Source organism: Pseudomonas versuta (genome assembly GCF_001294575.1).
Taxonomy (GTDB): domain Bacteria; phylum Pseudomonadota; class Gammaproteobacteria; order Pseudomonadales; family Pseudomonadaceae; genus Aquipseudomonas; species Aquipseudomonas versuta.
Genome location: NZ_CP012676.1, coordinates 1,764,698 through 1,784,847, shown reverse-complemented (window position 1 = coordinate 1,784,847; position 20,150 = coordinate 1,764,698). Strand labels below are relative to the sequence as shown.

At 61.5% G+C, this 20,150-nt stretch carries 18 protein-coding genes; 4 read left to right on the top strand and 14 right to left on the bottom strand.

The genetic code is table 11. From position 1 onward, the window contains the following. Positions 1-69: 69 nt before the first annotated feature. The 14 genes from AOC04_RS08045 to AOC04_RS07980 form a co-directional block, all read right to left on the bottom strand. Complete coding sequence (locus tag AOC04_RS08045) at positions 70-1,134, bottom strand: NAD(P)H-dependent flavin oxidoreductase (RefSeq protein ID WP_060692226.1); 1,065 nt, start codon at positions 1,132-1,134, stop codon at positions 70-72. Continuing rightward, on the bottom strand, positions 1,131-2,036 hold the full coding sequence (locus tag AOC04_RS08040; RefSeq protein ID WP_060692224.1) for an enoyl-CoA hydratase: 906 nt from the start codon (positions 2,034-2,036) through the stop codon (positions 1,131-1,133). Before AOC04_RS08040 ends, AOC04_RS08045 begins: the two co-directional genes overlap by 4 nt. Before the next feature lie 15 nt (positions 2,037-2,051). Then, complete coding sequence (locus AOC04_RS08035) at positions 2,052-2,849, bottom strand: CoA-transferase subunit beta (protein ID WP_060692222.1); 798 nt, start codon at positions 2,847-2,849, stop codon at positions 2,052-2,054. An 11-nt stretch (positions 2,850-2,860) separates the two neighbouring features. Next, complete coding sequence (locus AOC04_RS08030) at positions 2,861-3,736, bottom strand: CoA transferase subunit A (RefSeq protein WP_060692220.1); 876 nt, start codon at positions 3,734-3,736, stop codon at positions 2,861-2,863. 22 nt (positions 3,737-3,758) lie between these two features. Beyond that, on the bottom strand, positions 3,759-4,649 hold the full coding sequence (locus AOC04_RS08025; RefSeq protein ID WP_060692218.1) for a VOC family protein: 891 nt from the start codon (positions 4,647-4,649) through the stop codon (positions 3,759-3,761). Positions 4,650-4,871: 222 nt separating this feature from the next. Beyond that, a complete protein-coding gene (locus tag AOC04_RS08020) occupies positions 4,872-5,810 on the bottom strand; it encodes a bifunctional OB-fold nucleic acid binding domain-containing protein/MaoC family dehydratase (RefSeq protein ID WP_060696903.1) in 939 nt (312 codons plus the stop codon). 5 nt (positions 5,811-5,815) lie between these two features. Continuing rightward, positions 5,816-7,027: a thiolase family protein gene (locus AOC04_RS08015; RefSeq protein WP_060692216.1), complete on the bottom strand. Its 1,212-nt coding sequence runs from the start codon at positions 7,025-7,027 to the stop codon at positions 5,816-5,818. A gap of 126 nt (positions 7,028-7,153) precedes the next feature. Continuing rightward, on the bottom strand, positions 7,154-8,815 hold the full coding sequence (locus tag AOC04_RS08010) for a DUF1302 domain-containing protein (RefSeq protein ID WP_060692214.1): 1,662 nt from the start codon (positions 8,813-8,815) through the stop codon (positions 7,154-7,156). Between the two features lie 80 nt (positions 8,816-8,895). Further along, positions 8,896-9,981, bottom strand: coding sequence for an MBL fold metallo-hydrolase (locus AOC04_RS08005; RefSeq protein WP_060692212.1), 1,086 nt, complete (start codon positions 9,979-9,981; stop codon positions 8,896-8,898). After that, a complete protein-coding gene (locus AOC04_RS08000; RefSeq protein WP_060692210.1) occupies positions 9,974-11,836 on the bottom strand; it encodes a long-chain-acyl-CoA synthetase in 1,863 nt (620 codons plus the stop codon). Before AOC04_RS08000 ends, AOC04_RS08005 begins: the two co-directional genes overlap by 8 nt. Next, entirely contained in the window at positions 11,833-12,906 is a 1,074-nt protein-coding gene (locus AOC04_RS07995; RefSeq protein ID WP_060692208.1) for an alkene reductase, read from the bottom strand. The genes AOC04_RS08000 and AOC04_RS07995 overlap by 4 nt, the downstream gene beginning before the upstream one ends. Positions 12,907-12,916: 10 nt before the next feature. Next, on the bottom strand, positions 12,917-13,546 hold the full coding sequence (locus AOC04_RS07990; RefSeq protein WP_060692206.1) for a nuclear transport factor 2 family protein: 630 nt from the start codon (positions 13,544-13,546) through the stop codon (positions 12,917-12,919). Between the two features lie 10 nt (positions 13,547-13,556). After that, a complete protein-coding gene (locus AOC04_RS07985) occupies positions 13,557-14,330 on the bottom strand; it encodes an SDR family NAD(P)-dependent oxidoreductase (RefSeq protein WP_060692204.1) in 774 nt (257 codons plus the stop codon). Between the two features lie 29 nt (positions 14,331-14,359). Next, complete coding sequence (locus AOC04_RS07980) at positions 14,360-15,094, bottom strand: SDR family NAD(P)-dependent oxidoreductase (protein ID WP_060692203.1); 735 nt, start codon at positions 15,092-15,094, stop codon at positions 14,360-14,362. A 219-nt stretch (positions 15,095-15,313) separates the two neighbouring features. Here AOC04_RS07980 and AOC04_RS07975 point away from each other — a divergent pair, with 219 nt between their 5' ends. The 4 genes from AOC04_RS07975 (at position 15,314) to AOC04_RS07960 (ending at position 20,130) form a co-directional block, all read left to right on the top strand. Further along, positions 15,314-16,642, top strand: a complete 1,329-nt coding sequence (locus AOC04_RS07975; RefSeq protein WP_060692201.1) for a spinster family MFS transporter — start codon at positions 15,314-15,316, stop codon at positions 16,640-16,642. 18 nt (positions 16,643-16,660) lie between these two features. Next, complete coding sequence (locus AOC04_RS07970; RefSeq protein ID WP_060692198.1) at positions 16,661-17,488, top strand: alpha/beta fold hydrolase; 828 nt, start codon at positions 16,661-16,663, stop codon at positions 17,486-17,488. A 71-nt stretch (positions 17,489-17,559) separates the two neighbouring features. Beyond that, positions 17,560-19,689, top strand: coding sequence for an oxidoreductase (locus tag AOC04_RS07965; protein WP_060692196.1), 2,130 nt, complete (start codon positions 17,560-17,562; stop codon positions 19,687-19,689). An 87-nt stretch (positions 19,690-19,776) separates the two neighbouring features. Continuing rightward, positions 19,777-20,130 (top strand): VOC family protein, encoded by a 354-nt coding sequence (locus AOC04_RS07960; RefSeq protein ID WP_060692194.1) that lies wholly within the window; start codon positions 19,777-19,779, stop codon positions 20,128-20,130. The last annotated feature ends 20 nt before the right edge of the window (positions 20,131-20,150 follow it).

Here is a 20,150-nt window from a genome sequence, read left to right as displayed (position 1 = left end):
AGGAGCGAGCTTGCTCGCGAGCTCTTATAACCGCCAACAGCTCGCGAGCAAGCTCGCTCCTACAGTACATCAGGCATGGCGCAAGGCACTGAAACAACGCTCAGCCTCAAGCACCATCTGTTGAATCACCTCATCGCAACTTTTCAGCTCGCCAATCGCCGCCGCCACTTGCCCGCTGGGCAAGATCCCTTCATCCGGCACCCCGTCCACCATTGAGCGCTGCAACAGCACCGGCTGGTTGGCCGCCATCACGGTCTGCGACAAGGCGCCCGGGTCTTCCTTTACCGACTGGGCAAACACACTGAACATATGCCCCAGGCTCATGCCGGTCTGTTGCTTCCATTGCCAGGCACTGCCCAGCGCAATGCGCAAGCGGCCAAAAGCTCCGGCCTTTTCCAGACGGTTGATAAAGGCGTTTTCGATCATCCGGTGGCGCATCCCGTCCACCGCCAAAGTCACGCGAATCTGCTGCGCATCTTTGACTTTCACATAGCGTTCCAGGGTCGCCAAAGGGGTAGGCGACTCCCGGGTCATCAAAAACCGCGTGCCCATGGCAATCCCGGCCGCCCCGCTGGCCAATGCACCGGCCAGGCCGCGACCGGTGGAATAGCCTCCGGCGGCAATCACCGGCACCTGTACCGCATCCAGTACCTGGGGCAGCAAAATGGTGCTCGGCACCCCGCCGGTATGCCCGCCGCCTTCACCGCCCTGAACCGTGATCATGTCCGCGCCCAACTCAACCGCCTTGAGCGCATGCTTGAGTGCCCCCACCGTCGGAATGCACAGCACCCCGGCCTGCTTGAAGCGCTCAATAGTGTGGCGATCCGGCCCACGCCCATAACTGACGGCACGCAAGCGGTACTCGATCGCCAGGTCCACGCACTGCGCCGCGTTCTCCTGGAACATATGAAAGTTGAGGCCGAAATTACTGCCACCGGTGGCCTCGATCACGCGCTGGATTTCGGCCTCCAGTTGATCGGCAGCGATGGTCGCCCCCGCCAGAAACCCGAAAGCCCCGGCGCGGGTGCTGGCGATCACCAGATTGGCGTCCGACACCCAGCCCATCGCGGTCTGCACGATGGGGTAGCGGCAGCCCAGTGCGTCGGTCAGCGCCGTTTGCAGATACCCACTCATCGACGCTCTCCGGCAGCCGTCTTGTTCGCCTCGATCATGGCCTTGGCGTCGTAGCCACCGAGCTTGTCGCCCGATAGCAGTTCGTTGTGGCTGTGGGCGAAGTGGTGCCAGGCAAATACCGCATCCATCGCCGTGCGCTTGCCCTGCAAATCTTCGACGTGATTGATCGCTTGTTTGGTCAGTGCCAGCCCCATGCGCGGTTGTTTGGCAATGGCCGCTGCCAGCGCATAAGTGCCCGCCTCCAGCGCATCACGACTGAACAGGCGATTGACCATGCCCATCTGATACGCGCGCTCGGCGCTCATGCGGTCGCCGGTAAACAGAAACTCCTTGGCAATGCGCGGGTTCAGCTCGTAGGGATGGGCGAAGTACTCCACCCCCGGAATGCCCATGCGCACCACCGGGTCCTGGAAAAACGCATCGTCGCTGGCCACAATCAGATCACACACCCAGGCCAGCATCAGCCCACCGGCAATGCACGCGCCCTGCACCATCGCGATGGTCGGCTTGGGCACCTCGCGCCAGCGCCGGCACATGCCCAGATACACCTCCTGCTCACGGGCGTACAGGTACTCGCCACCAGGCTTGTTGGTGTGATCCCACCACAGGTGCGCACGCTCAAACGGCTTGTTGATGTCGCGCCCCGGCGTGCCGATGTCATGCCCGGCCGAAAAATGCTTGCCGTTGCCGCGCAGCACGATGACCTTCACGGCATCGTCATTCACCGCCCGGCGAAAGGCATCGTCCAGCGCGTAGGTCATCTGCGAGTTTTGCGCGTTGTTCACCGTCGGCCGATTAAGGGTCAGCGTGGCAATCCCATCCGCCACGCCATACAGCACCGGTTCTTCAGTCTCATACACAGCGGTATCAGCCCGCTGCACAAATTCGCTGTCGCTGTTCATCTGGAGTCCTTGCCTTCAGGCCTGACGAATGCCGGGTGGATTACCCTTGAGCGCGGCTGCGCGATAGTCATGCGGGTCCAGTCGACGGATCAGCGCCAATTGTTCCGGGGTAGGCGCCACGGTCTGCTTGATATCGGCCGCCTTGAGCAGCGGGAAGCCGGTATTGTCCTGCACCTGTTCAAAGCTCACTCCCGGGTGCAGCGAGCGCACCTGAACCGCGTGGTCCGGGCCGCCAAAGTCCATCACACACAGATCGGTGACGATCAGGCGGATGTCCATCAGGTCGCGGCGCATGCCTTCTTCCCAACGCTCTGGCTTGAACCCCACGCCAGACACCATGTCCACTTCACCGGACACAAATGCACGAGTGTTATGGCTCGGCACGAAGAACGAGTTGATGTGGTTGATGCTGTTGCCCGGCAGGCCGCGCACCCCCAGCATGGCCACTTTGGGCTTTTGATAGTCGCCAATGCACGACAGGTTGGTCTGGCCCCAGCGGTCGATCTGGGTCGGCCCGATCATGGCGTGACGCCGTCCGCCCCACACGCACTCAAACACCCGCTCAAACGACAGGTAGCCCGAGTAACGCGGCACATAATCACCACGCGGCCCCAAAGGAACCGGCTCTTCCACCAGAAAGGCCTCGCTGTCGGTCATCAACAGTTCCGGGCTGTGGCTCAGTTTGGCCAGGCTAGCGCCCAGACGCGGGATCACCCCGAGGCCGGAAGCAATCACTTCGCCGTTATCGCGCCAGGCTTCACAGGCGGCCACGATCAACAGTTCGGCAAGGGTAAATTCGCAGGTCGCAGTCATGTTCATACTCCTCAAAACACTGGCAGCGGCAAAGCGCCCAGCCGGTCGGCACCGCCATTGCTGGCCTGGTAGGCGGATTCGCCCGGTGTCACAAACTCTGCGACATAGCCTTGCCAGCCGCCGTCTTCACCGGCACTGGCGCTATAGCGCTTGAGATGACTCATGTCCCAGCCGTAATCGGACGGGCACGACGTCGGGTGTGCGCCAAACGGCGCATGCACCACACCACTGACCAGATAGCGTTCAAAGGTATTGAAGCGGGCCTGGGCGGCATCCAGGCTCAAGCGCTCCTCGATCCTTTCGCACGACACAAAGCACTGCCTGGCGGCACGGGCGAACAGATGGTCAAAATACGGGTCGGGCCCGGTGATCAGGGTGTTGCCCAAGCGGTCCGCGACGTTGACGTGCAAAAAGGCCATATCGAGGTTCAGCGCGGGCATCGCCAGCAGTACTTCACCGTCGTCATAGGGTGACTGCACCTGCTTGATGTCCGGGTTCAGGCGGCTGACATCGGTGGCCAGGCCGCAACGGGTCGGCAAAAACGGCAAACGCATGCCGGCGGCCCGCAGGCCCCACTGCAGCATGCCTTCATCCAGCTCCATCAACTCCAGCTCACCGGCCTCGCGCGCCTTGCGAAAGTAGGCTTCCAGCGGGATTGCATCGAGGGTGGCAAAACCGAACACCAGCTTTTTGACCTTGCCGGCCGCACAGAGCATGCCCACTTCAGGGCCGCCATACGCGACCACGGTCAGGTCCTTGACGTCCGAGCGCAGGATCTCGCGCACTATTGCCATCGGCTTGCGCCGTGGCCCCCAGCCGCCAAAGCCGATGGTCATGCCGTCACGCATTTGGCCGACCACGTCTGCCGCTGTCATTTGCTTGTTCATGGGTTACTCCTTTACCGGTCTGTTACTGCTGGCCGACTGAAAAATCGTGGCCCCACAGGCTGACCCGGGTGAATTCAAAAGCGCTGTGGTCTTGCCAATCCACCAGCAAGCCGCCATAGCCGTACTCCAGGTCAAAGCCTGAAGGGGTTTTCATATAAAACGAGGTCATGCGGTCGTTCAGGTGCTGGCCCAGCGTGGCCGACAGCGGCACGTTGTGCGCCAGGTGCCGGTCATGGGCACGGCCCACCTCGGTCATCGACTCGACCTCGACCATCACATGCACGCAGCCGGACGGCACCGGGTACTCGGCCAGGGCCAGGCTGTGGTGACGGCTGTTTTTGCAATGCAGGAAGTGGATACGGATCGGCGGCGCCGACGGGTCGGGCCGGAAGTTGAAAATGTCCGACAACTCGAAGCCCAGTACGTCCTTGGCAAAGGCCAGGGTGGCATCGAAGTTGGTTGCAGGCAGAACGGTGTGCCCCAGGCCCATATCACCTGTGATGAACCCCGGAACCCCTTGCGGGGAAACAAAGGTCTGGCAATCGGAGCGATGGCCCCAGCTCAGTTCATGGCGGTTGCCCGAAGGGTCGGTGACGTGCAGCAATGCTTGCACACCGCGTTGATCGCATTGCTCGGGGGTACCCGGGCGCCAGCTGACATCGGCCTGATCCAGGGTTTCGATAGCGGCATTGAATGCCTTCTCATTGGCCAGCTCCCAGCCGGATGCCAGATAGCGTGACTCACCGCCAGGCACGATCAACATCCGGAACGGGCGTTCGTCCATCTTCACGTACAAACCGCCAGCGGGTGCTGCAGTGACCATCATCCCGAGCACATCTTCGGCATAACGCTGCCACTGTACCGGGTCGGCGGACTCTGCAACGAAGTAGCTCAAACCACGAATGTCGATCATGTGCCTGCTCCTCAAAGCCTGTATTTGTTGGCTTGGAGCAGTATGGGAAGGAAGGTTGCCGGGCTCATCGTCCGTTGAGACTAAAGCCATTGGCGACACTGCATAACCGCAACGCCTCTACACCTCATATCTGTAGGCGCGAGCTTGCCTCGCGAGCTTTTCTACCGCTAACAGCTCGCGAGGCAAGCTCGCTCCTACAGGGCATCACAGGTAACGCGGGGATTACATATACAGAATCACCAGTTCATTGATCACTGACGGCCGCTCGCTGCCCAGCACGTGGGTGTTGAGTTCAAGGGTCAGTTGGGTGCCGCTTTTAACCCGTTCCACGCGCTTTACCCGCGCCCGTGAATGAATGATCGAGCCTGCCGGCACCGGCGCCGGAAAGCGCAAACGGTCCGAGCCGTAATTGACCATATTGCTGAAACCGGTGATCTCATAATCCAGCTTCAATTGCATGCGCGACTGCAATATCTGCACCAGCGCTCCATGGGCAATGGTGCCGCCAAACGGGCTTTGCTTGCGGGCCCGTTCCGGGTCAGTGTGAATCCAGTAGTCATCCCCCGACAGCAGGGCAAAGGCGTCGATCAAACCCTGATCAACCACAATCTGGTTGCTCCAGGGGCTGAACGTATCGCTGACCAGCGCTTGCAACGCCGCTTCGTCATCCAGTGCAATGTGGCGTACCGACGGCGCTGCAACCGCAGGCTGCTCGACTGCCGCCGGCAAGGTCTTCAGGGCCTGCGGGTCTTTATCCAGCCCGGTAAAGCGCAACAGCCGCGTCCCCTTGGCGTCCACCTCGGCGAACACCGGCTGCAGACGCATGCCGATCTTGACTTCAGACTCGTCCAGACCCACCAGATTGCTGTTGATCCGTACCCCTTGAGCCAGCTCGATCACCGCCAGCATTTGCGGCATTTCATCGGCAAAGTCCGGCAGGGTGGCGATGCGCGTCACGGTAAAGCTGTACAACGTCGCCTCCCCGTTAACTTCACGCCAGGTCAATTCATGGGCCAGGCATTGCGGGCAATGCCTGCGCGGGTAAAACACCCAGTGGCTGCATTGATTGCATTGCTGAATCAACAGGCGCTCGGCCTTCAGGCCTTCCCAGAACGGTGCAGAAATCTCGGTCGGGACCGGCATTGGTTTGTTGTTCGACATCGGATTCATGCTCCCTGAAGTATCAATGCGCCCTGCTCACTCATCACCCCGCCGGTGCCTGACACGTACACCGTGTCGCACTGTGCAAGCTGACGCTCGCCTGCTTCCCCGGCGATCTGGGTAACTGCTTCAATCACTTGCGACATACCGCCGGCAGAACCGGCCTGGCCAAAGCTGAGCTGGCCGCCGTGGGTGTTCATCGGGAAATCGCCACGCCAGGTCAGGTCGTGCTCGCGGACAAAACTCATGCCTTCGCCCTTGGCGCAAAAACCCGCGTCCTCCAGCGTCAGCAAGGCGGTGATGGTGTAGCAATCGTAGATTTGCACGGCATCCACATCCGCAGGCTTGAGCCCGGCCATGTCGAACGCCCGGCGCGAAGCAGGACCGATTGGCGTTTGCACCATGTCGGCGGCATAGGACGGCGATTTGAAGGCCAGATGCTCACCGAAACCGGTGATATACGACGGCCGTTTGCGGGCGCGGGCAGCCACTTCCTTTGACGCGATAATCAGCGCCGCACCGCCTGCCACCGGCATCACGATCTCCAGTACATGCAGCGGATCGGCCACTTTCTTGCTTGCCAGCACTTGCTCAATGGTCAACGGTTGACCGTAAAACATCGCTTGCGGGTTGTACTGCGCGTTAGTGCGCTGATCGACAGCGATTTTGGCCAGCGCTCGCGGGTCGTAGCCATATTGCGCGGCGTACCGCTGGGCAATCATGGCGTAGCCGGTGTTCTGGCCCATGTGCCCGTAAGGCAAGTCGAACTCGGCTTCGGGCGCACCAAAGGCCGTGCTGTGGCCGCCGAAGCGCATGGCCCGGGCCATCCAGCTCGGATCTTCATCCGGGCCCATTGGCGCCATGCGCGCAGGCAAGACACAAAGCACCGCCTGGCACAGCCCCAGTTCGATCGCCGCTGCAGCGCGCCAGACCATGCCCACCGAGGTGCAGCCGCCAAGGTCGACGACTTCGGCAAAGTTGAGGCGCAAACCCAGGTATTCGGCAGCCATGGCTGGCACGAACACCGAGGCCTCATGAAATTGCGGGCCGTTGATCACCAGCCCGTCGAGGTCCGAGGCTTGCAAACCGGCATCGCGCAAAGCTTGCGCGGCCAGATCTGCAACTTGCTCCAGATGGAACATGCGCGGCGCCGTGGCGTATTTTTCCGGTTTGTACTGAGCGCTGCCGACAATGGCCGCGTGACCTTTAAGACCCATAGGTTTCTCTCTTTTATCGGTTCATCAAACGTTGTAGTCGCTGCCGAAGGCTGCGATAGGGCCGCAGGACCTTCGTTTTAGCGGGGCTGCTGCGCAACCCATCGCAGCCTGCGGCAGCGACTACCTTTAGAACGTGTACTTCATCGAGAACGTGGCGTAGTCACGGTCTGCCAGCGGACGGTAAATCGGGTCAGGTGAGCCCAGATACGCGATGTACTTGAACGACATTTCCAGGTTGCTCAGGTACTTGAAGGTGGTACCCGCACTCAGGCGGCGGTCACCGGCGACCCCGGCGATAGTCCCGGACATGGGCGCCGCACCGCTGAACACGTCAGAGAAGGTAAACGGCACCTCAAGGTCCCAGCCCTGGAACACCCCCGGATAACTGAACGACGCACCCACGGTGTAAGCGCTGGAAGAACGGGTTTTCCAGGCTGAAGAGGTTTTGTAGGTGTAGTCATTGGACGGCTGAATCGCCCCTGCATACGCTGGAGCAATTGGCAGGCCCAACAGGTTCGGGGCACCTGATACATCGTCCACATCATCCACACGCACCGTAACGATTTCACCGGTCAGCGTGGTCTGGCTGGCCCACGGCCTGTCACCCAGAATTCGCATGGCCGATAACTGCATCTGCTGGCCCTTGCCCCGGGTCGGCACTGGCCCCAGGCCGGTATTGACCATCACCGGGGCACCGTCACGGTAAGACCATTCGGCACCCAGCTGGTACTCACCCAACTTGGTGGTAGCACTGATACCCGTCAGTTTGATGTCTTCAAAATACTTAACTTTGTAGCCGTTGGTGGTGTACGCGTACTGCCCGTTGCCCAAGGCCAGGGGTTGATAGCCAACCAGAGCCGTGGCCGGGTTTTTGTCGTGATACACCACATGGAACAGCGACAGTTCAAGGTCGGTAGTGGGACGGAAGCGGATTTGAGCACCCCACTGGCCGCTGTTGCGCGGCTCGTCCGTACCCTGGTAATTAATCCGCGAGCCGTTGGCCCCGAGGATGAATTCGCGTCCGGGACCAATCACGTCAGAGGTCGACAGGTAACTGCCCACTGGCGGCAATTCGGTGCCCTTCCACTCGTACTGCACATAGCCGCCCAGAGTGATTTTCGGGTTTATCCGGTAAGACGCCGAGAACTGCCCCACCGGCAGCAGCACTTCCTTGACCTCAACCCCTGGCTGCGCCGCCTTGACTGCGTCGGAGGGGTTTTGCACCCCGTTCACGCCCGGGTAGTAAAGGCTCTCGCCCCACGACTCGATATGCCGCCCGGCCTTGACGTCAAGCATGGTGTCGTTTTCAAAACGCCAGCCGCCGAACACATAAGCGTCGAGCAAGCGCGTGCGGCCACCGCTGTAATACTTGGTGTCGCTGGTGAATTCGTCGTTGCTCCCGGTTTTGTTGACCGTCGACGGCGAGTTGTTGTCGTTGGAGCGGTGATACACATCGTCGTAAAACGTACTGGCGCGCACTACGGCACCGTAGTTGTCCTTGCGCAGGATCATCTCGCCCAGTGCGCCCACACGGTTGGTGGTGAGGCTGTGCTGATCAAAGTTACGGTTCGGGTCATCGACGTTGATCCCCATCAACCTGCTGCTGGGGTCCCCCAGACGCATGCCGATGCCATAACTGGTGGTCACCGACCAGTCGATGGTCGTGCCGTCTTCAAACTCAATAGTGTCCCCAGCCCACACCGGGCTGGTGACCAGCGCGACGGCAACCGCCAGGCCGGTGACCTGAAAACTGTGCCCAAGACATTTATTGTTATTTTTATTGATCACTCTGCCTCTCCTGATTAGCGACCCGGTGGTCGCGTCGATGGGTTCAAGCGTCATTGCGTTTGCGGCGCCTATGCCCCTGCTCATAACAACTGAAGCGGGTCGAACTTCACGACTCCTGTCCGGGCCTGCGAATAGCGATGCAGCCCTCCCTGTTCCTCACGAACGAGCGCCCCCTCGGCCATAAGGTAATTGGCGTGCGCCAACGTCTCCCCAACTGCCATCAGCTCGTCAAAACGACCTGACAGCTTTTTAAACAGCACCCCCATCATCTCCAGCGCCGTAAGCGGTTGCGCACAGGCGTCGAGCAGTTGCTGCAAGTGGTTCAGATGGTGGTCACGCAGTTGGTCCAGGCGCAGATGCAGGTTAAAAAACGGCCGTTCATGGGCCGGCAACACCAGCACGCTGTCGGGGATGACCCGCAACCGTTCGATGGATTCCAGCCAGTCACGCAGCGGGTTGGCCTCAGGCTCGATGACATACACCGCAATGGTCGAAGTGATGCGCGGCAACACTTGATCGCCCGAAATCAGCAGGCCGTCATCAGCGGCATACAGGCACGCGTGCTCGGGCGAATGACCACTGCCGACCACTACCTGCCAGCGCCGCCCGCCAATGGTCAGCTCGCTGCCATGACTCAACCGGGTGAACCCGGCGACCAACTGCGGCCGAAAATGTTCGCCCTGGATCAGCGGCAACAACGAAGCCGTGCGCTCAGCACTGAAACCGGCCTTTTGATAAAAATCGACAAACGCCCAATCGGGTGTCTTCGCCCTCGGCGGGCCATGGTGCAGTGCTTCAAACTCGCCATGGGTCATCAGTACCGGGCAACGAAAACGCTCGGCCAGCCAGCCGACCACACCGGTGTGATCGCTGTGGTAATGGGTACAGATCACCGCCTTGAGCGCCAAGCCCTGGAGCACCTCGACAAACACCTGCTCCCAGACCGCCCGGCATTGATCGCTGTTCAGGCCGGTATCGACCGCCACCCAGCCATCGCCATGGCGCAACAGGTACAGGTTGATATGGTCCAGGCCAAAGGGCAGCGGCATGCGCAGCCAGAACACGCCCTCGGCCACCTCCTGTACCTGCCCGTTGGCCGGTGCCTGCGGCCACGGGTAGCGTAAGCCGTCACGCCATTCGTGGCCCTGGCCGTCGATATCACTCATGGCTGTGGCCAGCAAAAGGTGCCAGTCCAGCCCGTGCCAGCACTTGCAGCGAATAAGGCTGATAGGTGCGGGTACTTTCGTCACGCACAAACAGCGGGTCGGCAAACAGCCCCGGCGCATAGCCCTGACGCTGCAAATCAACCTTGCGCAACTTGAAGGTGCTGGTCATGTCGGCGGTTGCCGACACCCGTACAAACATCGGCGCGGCGTAACGCGGCAAGCGCGCTTCGGTCAGGTCATAGAACGCCTGGGGATCAAAGGTATGCCCGGGCTGCATCAGGATCGCCGCCATGCCTGCCCGGCCTTCATGCTCCGGCACTTGCACGCCATACACGTTGATCAACTCAAGCCCCGGCAAGTCACTGAGGGTGCCGGCGACTTCCAGCGTGGAGACGTTTTCACTTTTCCAGCGGAAGGTATCGCCAATCCGGTCGACAAAATAGAAATAACCATCGTCGTCATAACGCAACAGATCCCCCGAACTCCAGTAGGCATCCCCGGCCTGGAACACATTGCGGCGGATCTTGCTTTCGCTGGCAGCGGCGCTGGTATAACCCTCGAAGCGCCCTCCGCCGATTTGCGGATGATCGACAATAAAGCCCATCGCCTCGCCCACTTCTCCCGGCTTGCAGAGCTGGTAAAAGCCATGCTCGTCCCGCGGATGGGTATCGCTTTCGACGTCATAGCGCACCAGCCGCAGATTGGTCCGGCTCCAGTCCGGCACCCGGCCGCACGAGCCCACGTAGTTGTCGACGTTGATCAGGTTGGCGTTGGCCTCAGTGGCACCCCAGCCTTCAAATACCTGGATCGGGCCGAAGCGCTCAAGCCAGCGCTGCCATGACTCAGCCGTCAGACCGGCACCGAGCATGTAGCGCAAACTGTGTTCGCGCTCCCCGGCCACCACGGGCTGGTTGAGCAAGTAGCGGCAAATTTCGCCGATGTACTGGAACACCGTGATGTGGTTGCGGCGCACGTCCTGCCAGAACTCACGCACACTGAACTTGCGCCTGACCACGATGCTTGCACCCACGCGCAGTGCGGTAGAGGTCACCGAGGTCGCCGCTGCACCGTGGTAAAGCGGCAGGCAGCAATAGAACACGTCGGCGGCGGTGGCGCCCATGGTGACTTCCATCACGTCACCCGAGGACATCCAGCGCATATGGCTGTAGCGCGCAGCCTTGGGCAAACCGGTGGTGCCCGAGGTAAAAATCAGCAACGTGGTGCTTTCAGCCGTAATCGCGGCGCGCACTTCACGGGGAAAAGGGGTTGGCGCAGCTTGGGCAATCTGCTCGCTGAGGCTCTGGTCGACACAGGCCGGTAACACGCGATCGTGTGGATTCTCAAGGTCTTCAATCAGCCACCAGGGCACACCCGGCAAGCCGTCTGTAGCCAGCAGGTTGTCCAGACACTCCTCACCCACCACCACGGCCTTGGCATCAGTGGTCTGCAGCGCATGCACCAGCGGCTTGCCATTGACCTGGGTGTTGATAAACGCCACCACGGCGCCAAGCTTGACCAGACCGAACCAGCAGAAGAAAAACTGCGGCCGGTTTTCCATGGCAATCGCGCACACATCACCGGGGCGCAGACCCTTGTCGTAAAACACGTGGGCCATGCGGTTGGCCTGCGCGTCGACCTGGGCATAGCTATACACATCAGTGCCGTAGATCAAAAAAGGCTGATCCGGGAAACGCTGTGCCTGGGCCTCAAGACGATCGGCCAGGGTGTACAGGTCTGCCGGCTTGATCTGTGCGCTGGCGGCCGAGCGCAGGTCCAGCAATTGCTGGGTCTGTTCCCGCGGCACGGGCAGTTGCCGGGTTGCCCCGAGCGTGCTGAAACGCGACATATCGTTCATGGCGCCACCGTTTCGCACTGCGGGTAATCGCTGTAGCCTTCAGGCCCCGGCGAATACAGGGTTTTGCGGTCGAAGCGGGCCAGTGGCAACCCCTTGCGCAGACGCTCGACCAGGTCCGGGTTGGCAATAAAATGCCGGGCAAACGATACCGCCTCACCCTGCCCGGCCTGCAAGGCCGCCTCGGCCGAGGCGCCGTCAAAACCGTCGTTCAAAATAAGCCCGCTGCTGCAATGACGCTGCGCCAGGGCGAAGGCATCCAGCTCGGGCAGGGGCGAGCGCATGATGTGTACATACGCCAGATTCAACGGCTCGGCCGCCCGGCACAGGGCTTCGGCGGTGACCAGCGGGTCTTCGTCGCTGATGTCATTGAACGGGTTGCCCGGGCACAGGCGCAGCCCCACACGCCCGGAACCGATGGCCGAGGCCATGGCTGCCAGCACTTCGGCAGGGAAGCGCACGCGGTTTTGGGCACTGCCGCCATAACGGTCTTCGCGCAGGTTGCTGCCCGAGGCCATGAACTGCATCGGCAAATAGCCGCTGGTGCAGTGCAACTCCACGCCGTCAAAACCCGCTTCACGGGCATTCAAGGCCGCCTGACGGTACTCCCCGATCACCTCGGCGATGTCTTGCAGCGACATGACCTGAGGCTCGTCGCTGTCCACCAGCCCGGCCTGATCGGTAAACAATTGAGTGCGTGCGCGCAATGCCGACGGTGCCACGGTTGCAGCACCTGCGGGTTTGTTCTGGGCGCAGGAAGCCCGGCCTACGTGCATCAACTGCAGCACGATCAGGCCGCCTTCGGCGTGCACGGCATCGGTCACCGCTTTCCAGGCTGCGATCTGTTCGGCGTTGTAGATAGCCGGGGTGCGGCAGTAGCCCAGGCCACTGGCGCTAGGCGCGGTACCTTCGGCCACGATCAGCCCGGCCGAAGCGCGCTGACGGTAGTACTCGACCATCTCTGCGGTCGGCACCCCGTGCTGATCGGCACGGCTGCGGGTCATGGGAGCCATGACGATCCGGTTGGCCAGTTCAAGCTCACCCAATCGTACGGGTTCAAACAAAATGCTCATAACGGGCTCCTTAGCGCACGCGAATTTTCGGTGCGCCAGCCCCACGGCGCAGGGTGGCAAGAAACTGTTCGACCGGAGCGGCGCTGGCCACTTGCGGCAACTGATCCTTGTCCGGGCGATTGGCCCAGAACTCGGTCCAGGACGGGAACAGGTCGTGGAATGTACCGGCGTAGGGTGCACGCCCCGGCCAGCGCATCTTTTGCGTGCCGATCGGCGGCTTGTTGAGGTCGCTGGCGTACCAGTAGCACGGCAAGCGGCGGCGGAAATACCAGCGGCCCTGCATGCGCTCGTAGTCATCCCAATAAAGCATTTGCATGGTCACCCACTCGGGGCCGGTCTCGTGCTCGTTCTTGGAATACACCACGCCCACCGCATGGTCAGGGTCAGTGAACTCAATCAGGTGCTGGCCCAGGTGGTGCGAGGTGCCGTGGAACTGGTCGCGCAGCGTGTCGTCGACCCAGGCTTTGAGATGCGCGCGCCCGGTTTTTTCGCGACCGACACGGATGTCTTCGGCAAACAGATTGACGTGGGCATCGAGGTCGCGCATATCCAGCGACAACGAATATTTGCCGGCCAGCTGACGGATTTCATCAATCGACTCCAGTCGGTCAAGGCGGGCAAGCAAGGCGTTCTGTTCCATAAAAGTGTCCTTATTCCAAAACCGTGTACAGCTCGCTGCTGCGCCCGCCATCGACCGGCAAGCTGGCACCGGTGATGTACGAGGCTTCATCGCTGGCCAGAAACAGAATGGCGTTGGCCACTTCTAGCGGCTGGCCGACACGCTTGAGCGGGATCAGTTTTTCGGTATTCACCCGGGTCTTGTCGTCAGTCAGCATGCCGGCGGTGGCCGGGGTTTCGACGATGCCGGGAATCACCACGTTGCAGCGGATGTTGTGGCTGGCACCTTCACTGGCGGCGGCGCGGCTGAAGTTGATCACCGCGGCCTTGGCCGCTGAATAACCGGCCATCCAGGGCGTGCCGAACAGCCCGCAGATCGAGGCAATGTTGATAATCGAACCGCTGCCCTGGGCACGCATCAGGCCCATTGCCGTGCGGGTACCCCAGAACGTGCCGTCGACCGTGGTGGCAAAGTTGGAATGCCAGTCGGCGGTGGAGGTGCTGTCAATCGCGCCCCAGCTATAGGCCATGGCGTTATTGACCAGAATGTCCAGCCGGCCATTGCGTTCGGCGGCGGCGCCAATGGCACCGACATAGGCGGCCTCATTGCTGACATCGGCCACCGCACATTCAGCACGGCCACCGGCATCGCGAATCTGTGCCGCTACGGATTCCAGCGGCTCGATGCGTCGACCGCAGAGCACCACCAGCGCGCCCTCCTGGGCAAACCGCAATGCGGTTGCCGCCCCGATGCCCGAACCTGCGCCAGTGATAAATGCAACCTTGCCTTGTAAACGAGTACCCATGCTCTGCTCTCCCCTGTCTGTGCCAGCCATCAGATAAACGCCATGCCGCCGTTGACCGCGAGGTTTTGCCCGGTGATAAAGCCGGCGTCGTCACTGGCCAGAAAGGCTGCAACCCGGGCGATTTCATCGGTTTCACCCATGCGGCCCAGAGGGATGGCCTTGAGCATGCTTTGCATCCAGTCATCGGGGATGCCGGCCATCATCGGGGTGTTGGTCGGGCCGGGAACGATGGTGTTGACGCGAATGCCATTGCCGGCCAGCTCGCGGGCCATGCTGCGGGTCAGCCCCATCACTCCGGCCTTGGCCGCGCAGTAGTGGCTTGGACCTTCGCCGGTCAGGGCCGAGGTGCTGGAGATATTGATCACCACACCCGGGGTGGCCGCCTTGAGCATCAGCTTCACGGCTTCACGACTGCAGAAAAAAGTACCAGTCAGGTTGACCCCGATCACCCGCTGCCAGTTTTCGTCCGGCGTCTGGGCGAATGCATCAATGGAACCGATACCGGCGTTATTGACCAGAATGTCGAGGCTGCCAAAGCGCGCCTGGACCGCAGCCATGGCAGTGGCGACCGAGTCGCTGTCGGCCACGTTGCAACACACAGCCAGCGCCTTGTCGCCAAGCCCTTCGATGCTCTGGTTTGCGGCATCGAGATTGATATCTGCCGCTACTACCACAGCGCCCTGTTCGGCGAAATGGCGCACAATCGCCCGCCCCATGCCTTGTCCTGCACCGGTCACAAACGCAACTTTATTCAACAACTTCATGGTGTTTCTCCCGCCTGCCAGATGTCGGCCGCCCGTAAGCCCTGGGCGGTGTATGGGGCAATCATTGACTGCGGGAAAAAGCTGAACATCGTCCGATGGGACTAAGCATTGAACCCGTTGCAGCGGGCCAGCCCACACAGCTGGTCTGAATGGACGATGTCCCTGGCGACGGGTTCGTGGAATAACTCGCTCACTAGAACAAAACCGGGAGAACCCGTCGTGTCGATAACTTTGCGTCCCACCTGGCGAACTCACTACGCGTTAGGCGTACTGGCTGCCATCTATGTTTTCAACTATATCGATCGGCTGCTGATGGCCATTTTGATCGAGCCGGTCAAGGCCGAATTCGGTATTTCCGACACCGGCATCGGCCTGCTCTCGGGCGTGACGTTCGCGGTGTTCTACACCGTGTTCGGCTTTCCGCTGGGGCGCCTGTCCGATCGCATCGGGCGCAAACCGGTGATCGCGCTGAGCTGTATCGCCTGGAGCGTAATGACCATGTTCTGTGGTTTCGCCGCCAGTTTCATGATGCTGGTGGTGGCCCGGATCGGGGTGGCTATCGGCGAAGCCGGCGGCACTGCGCCGTCGATGGCCATGGTCTCCGACCTGTACCCGCCGGAACGCCGCTCCACGGCGCTGTCGGTGCTGATGCTGGGTTCAAGCCTGGGGGCGATTTTCGGCCTGGGCCTGGGCGGCTGGATCGCCCAGCACTATGGTTGGCGGTTCGCATTTATCGTCATCGGCGCACCGGGGATTTTTCTCGGCCTGTTGTTGATGTTCACCGTACGCGCGCCCAAGCCTGCGCAACTGGTCAAGTCCAATCAAGTGGCGCAAGCACACTGGGCGGTGACGGTGCGCGAACTGTTCCAGACGCCTTCGTTTCTATGGATCGTGCTCACTGGCGGCTCGGCGGCCATTGCCGGTTATGCCATCGGTACCTGGAGCCCCAGCTTTTTGATCCGCTCCCACGGCCTGAGCCTGCAGGACGCCGGGCTGCTGGCGGGCGTTGCGGGCGGTGCAGGTGCCACCTTCGGCACCCTGACCTGCGGCATTTTGTGTGACCGCCTGGCCCGCCGCGACAAAGGCTGGCAAATCGGTGTGCCACTGCTCGGCACACTCATCAGCATCCCTTTTGGCCTGGCGTATTTCCTCTGGCCGACCGGTACTGCGTTCCATGTAGGCACTACACCCGTACCCACTGCATTCCTCTTCTACGGCGTATTCAGCTTCTTCGGGACCTGGTGGGCAACACCCTGCCTGGGCGCCATTTCGCACCTGTTCCCGGCCACCCGCCTGGCGCAGGCCACTGCGATTTTCGTGATGGCCATGACCTTGCTCGGAGTGGGCGTCGGCCCGCTACTGATCGGCATGCTCAGCGACGGCTTTGCCCACACCCTGGGTAACGAAGGTCTGCGCTATGCACTGGCGTCCTGTATCTCGCTGCTGGTACTGGCCTCGATATTTCTGGCCATGGCGTTGCCGCGTTATCGCAACCATTTGAACAACACCCCTGCCCCTACGCCCCTGGCCGTAGCGGTCAGTGCCTGAATTTCCGGAGATAGAGTGATGACTGAACAAGACCTGCCACTGCCCGTTGGCCACTTCGTGACACTGGATAGCGGCCTGCGCCTGCACTTTCTCGATGAAGGCAGCGGCCCGGTAGTGCTCTGGCTGCACGGCAGCGGCCCGGGTGCCAGTGGCTACAGCAACTTCAAAGGCAACTACCCGCAATTTGTCGCCGCCGGCTTTCGCAACCTGGTGGTGGATTTACCGGGCTTCGGGCGCTCCGACAAACCTGAAGACGCGCAATACGACCTGGACTTTTTCGTTAACGCGATATCGGGTTTTCTCAAGGCGGTGGGTGTCAAGCGCGCCACCCTGCTTGGCAACTCCCTGGGCGGTGCAATTGCCCTGGGCCTGGCGCTGGCCGAGCCCGAGCGGGTCGAGAAGCTGATTCTGATGGCCCCCGGCGGCGTCGAAGATCGAGAAACCTACTTCAAGATGGTCGGTATTCAGCGCATGGTCGAGCTGTACAACGCCGGGCCACTGGGCATCGAACAGATGCGCCGGATCATGAGCCTGCAACTGTTCGACAGCTCGCAACTGGAAGACAGTCTGCTGGCCGAACGCGTGGCCGTGGCCGTGCACCAGCCGCGCAATCTGTTCACCACCATGATGGTGCCGAACATGACCGAGCGCCTTGAAGAGCTGCAAGTGCCGATCCTCGGTTTCTGGGGCTCTGACGACAACTTCAACCCGGCCAGCGGCGCGCTCAAAGTACTCAAGCATGCACCGAACGCGCGCTTTATCATGCTCAACCGCTGCGGCCACTGGGTCCAGGTTGAGCACCGTGAGTTGTTCAACAAGGCGTGCCTGGACTTCCTGAAAAACTGAACAGGCAACATTGACGGCGGCCTGCGGGTCGCCCTCAGCCCTTCTTATCCCGCTCGGACTGAAAAACAACAATGACAAAATTCTCTCAGTTGCTGGCACCCGGTCGCATTGGTTCAATCGAACTGCGCAACCGCATCATCATGGCGCCCATGGGCTCCAACTATGCCGAAGCCGATGGCCACTGTGGCGAAAGGATTCAGGCCTACTACGAAGCCAGGGCCCGAGGCGGTGCAGGACTGCTGATCATGGGCGTGTGCTCGGTGGCGTTTCCGGCGGGCACCGCAGAGCCGTTCCAGGTCGGTGTGTCCAGCGATGACTTTCTCCCGGGCCTGAGCCGCCTGGCCGAGCGCGTCCACCGCCACGGCGCGAAAATCGCCATGCAGTTGCAGCACGCGGGCAAGACCTCGGTTCGCGATATGGCCGAAGGCCGGCAACTGTGGGTACCGTCGGTGCCACCGGTGCTGCAAAGCGACATGATGGCGGCCCTCACACCCGAGGAGCTGGCCAACTTCGTCAGCTCCATGAAGCGCCGCGCCGAAGGCTCACCGATCCGCGTAATGGACAGTGCCGACATTGCGCAAATGATTGACTGGTTTGCCGGCGCGGCCGATCGCGCCAAACGCGCCGGTTTCGACGGGGTTGAGCTGCACGCCGCCCACGGCTATATCATCGCCGGCTTTCTGTCGGGCTATTACAACCAGCGTGACGACGAATACGGCGGGTCGCTGGAAAACCGCGCCCGGCTGCTGCTGCAGATCATTGCCGCGGTGCGGGCCAAAGTCGGTGCGCAATTTGGCGTATGGCTGCGTCTGGACGCCGAAGAGCTGCATACCCCCGGCGGCATCAGCCTGGATGACGCCAAGGCGGTGGCGCGCATGGCCGAAGCCGCAGGCGTGGATGCGGTCAGTGTGTCCGCCAGTGCCCGGATTACCAGCGGAGTGGTGTTTACCGAAGCCCCGCTGGTGCATAAGCCCGGCGGGTTCATGGAGTGGACGGCGGCTATCAAGCGCAGTGTGCAGATACCGGTGATTGCCGTAGGCCGTATCGAGCCGCAAGCCGGTGAGGCCGCCCTGAAGCGCGGCGACTGCGACTTTATCGCCATGGCCCGCAAGCTGCTGGCCGATCCCGAGCTCCCGAACAAACTGCTCAATGATCAGGAAAACACCATCCGCCCGTGCATCTACTGCTACGTGTGTGTGAGCCAGATTTTCATCAATGAGCGGGTCAAGTGCGCGGTCAACCCCATGACCGGGCATGAATTCGAATACGTCATCAGCCCCGCCGCCACCCCCCGGCACATTGCGGTAATCGGCGCCGGACCGGCCGGTATGGAGGCCGCCCGTATCGCCGCCCTGCGCGGACACCGGGTAACCCTGCTGGAACGCAGCGACCGGCTGGGCGGCACCTTGTTCTTTGCCGGGCTGGCCTACGCCGAAAACGCCCGCCTGCTGGACAACCTCAAGGTCCAGGTGCAGCAGTCTTCGATTGATATCCGCCTCAACACTGTGGCCAGCCCTGCCCTGCTCCGCGACCTGGGCGCCGATCAGGTGCTGGTGGCGGTCGGCGCCGAACGCGCGGCGCCGGACATCCCCGGCGCCGATCAGGACCACGTCTGGAGCGGTGACGAACTGCGGCGCTTGATGACCGGCGACCGCGCGGAAGAAATTGCCAAACGTAAATTGTCCTTCACCCAGCGCACCCTGATGAAAGCCGGGAGCCTGGCGGGCGTCACCGACAGCAGTGAAGCCATGCAAAAGCTGTCACGGGTATGGATGCCCCTGGGCAAGCGCGTAACCATCATCGGCGGCGGTCTGGTTGGCCTGGAACTGGCGGAGTTCCTGATTGCCCGCGGGCGCCAGGTGACCGTGCTCGAAAGCGGTACCCATCTTGGCCGCGAACTGGCGATTGTGCGCCGCTGGCGAGTACTGCACGAGATACGCGTGCATGGCGGCCAGTTGCTCACCGGGGCCAGTGTCACGGCCATTGAAGGCAACCGCGTACGCTATCAACTGGCAGATGGCGGCACAGGACAGAGCGAGGCCGACTCAGTGGTACTGGCCATTGGCGCGCAACCCGACACCCGCTTGCTCGATGAACTGACCCGCGCCGGTTTACCTGCCAGCAGCATTGGTGACTGCCACAGCATTGGCTATATCGAAGGCGCAATCAGTGCCGGACACAAGGCCGGTCGCGAAGCCTGAACACGCCGGGGGCGGCATCCCGCCCCCGGCATTGATCTGTTCTACCTCCTGAGTGCAGCTATAGTGCTCCCTCTCAAGGAGATGAGCATGACCACCGACAACCGCCCCTACAAAATCGACAACATCGAATTCAATGTCCACGACATTGAGCGCAGCAAAGCCTTCTATGGCGCCGTGTTTGGCTGGACCTTCACTGACTATGGCCCTGCCTATACCGAGTTCAGCGACGGTCGCCTGAGCGGCGGCTTCACCACCGGTGAACCGGTGCGTGCGGGTGGCCCGCTGATCATTCTCTACGCCGACGACCTGGCCCTGGCCCGACAGGCCATCACCCGGGCCGGTGGCAGCATCTGCCGCCCCGAATTCAGCTTCCCCGGCGGCAGCCGCTTTCACTTCACCGACCTGGACGGCTATGAACTGGCGGTCTGGACCCATGGCTAACATGTAAAACTGCGCCAGGA

What these genes read in the sequence shown, in the direction of transcription:
- AOC04_RS07965 (WP_060692196.1), top strand. Translation starts at nt 17,560, where the DNA reads ATGACAAAATTCTCTCAGTTGCTGGCACCCGGTCGCATTGGTTCAATC.
- AOC04_RS08035 (WP_060692222.1), bottom strand. Translation starts at nt 2,849, where the DNA reads ATGACTGCGACCTGCGAATTTACCCTTGCCGAACTGTTGATCGTGGCC.
- AOC04_RS08000 (WP_060692210.1), bottom strand. Translation starts at nt 11,836, where the DNA reads ATGAACGATATGTCGCGTTTCAGCACGCTCGGGGCAACCCGGCAACTG.
- AOC04_RS08045 (WP_060692226.1), bottom strand. Translation starts at nt 1,134, where the DNA reads ATGAGTGGGTATCTGCAAACGGCGCTGACCGACGCACTGGGCTGCCGC.
- AOC04_RS07980 (WP_060692203.1), bottom strand. Translation starts at nt 15,094, where the DNA reads ATGAAGTTGTTGAATAAAGTTGCGTTTGTGACCGGTGCAGGACAAGGC.
- AOC04_RS07960 (WP_060692194.1), top strand. Translation starts at nt 19,777, where the DNA reads ATGACCACCGACAACCGCCCCTACAAAATCGACAACATCGAATTCAAT.
- AOC04_RS08030 (WP_060692220.1), bottom strand. Translation starts at nt 3,736, where the DNA reads ATGAACAAGCAAATGACAGCGGCAGACGTGGTCGGCCAAATGCGTGAC.
- AOC04_RS08015 (WP_060692216.1), bottom strand. Translation starts at nt 7,027, where the DNA reads ATGGGTCTTAAAGGTCACGCGGCCATTGTCGGCAGCGCTCAGTACAAA.
- AOC04_RS07995 (WP_060692208.1), bottom strand. Translation starts at nt 12,906, where the DNA reads ATGAGCATTTTGTTTGAACCCGTACGATTGGGTGAGCTTGAACTGGCC.
- AOC04_RS07970 (WP_060692198.1), top strand. Translation starts at nt 16,661, where the DNA reads ATGACTGAACAAGACCTGCCACTGCCCGTTGGCCACTTCGTGACACTG.
- AOC04_RS08020 (WP_060696903.1), bottom strand. Translation starts at nt 5,810, where the DNA reads ATGTCGAACAACAAACCAATGCCGGTCCCGACCGAGATTTCTGCACCG.
- AOC04_RS08005 (WP_060692212.1), bottom strand. Translation starts at nt 9,981, where the DNA reads ATGAGTGATATCGACGGCCAGGGCCACGAATGGCGTGACGGCTTACGC.
- AOC04_RS08040 (WP_060692224.1), bottom strand. Translation starts at nt 2,036, where the DNA reads ATGAACAGCGACAGCGAATTTGTGCAGCGGGCTGATACCGCTGTGTAT.
- AOC04_RS08025 (WP_060692218.1), bottom strand. Translation starts at nt 4,649, where the DNA reads ATGATCGACATTCGTGGTTTGAGCTACTTCGTTGCAGAGTCCGCCGAC.
- AOC04_RS07990 (WP_060692206.1), bottom strand. Translation starts at nt 13,546, where the DNA reads ATGGAACAGAACGCCTTGCTTGCCCGCCTTGACCGACTGGAGTCGATT.
- AOC04_RS07985 (WP_060692204.1), bottom strand. Translation starts at nt 14,330, where the DNA reads ATGGGTACTCGTTTACAAGGCAAGGTTGCATTTATCACTGGCGCAGGT.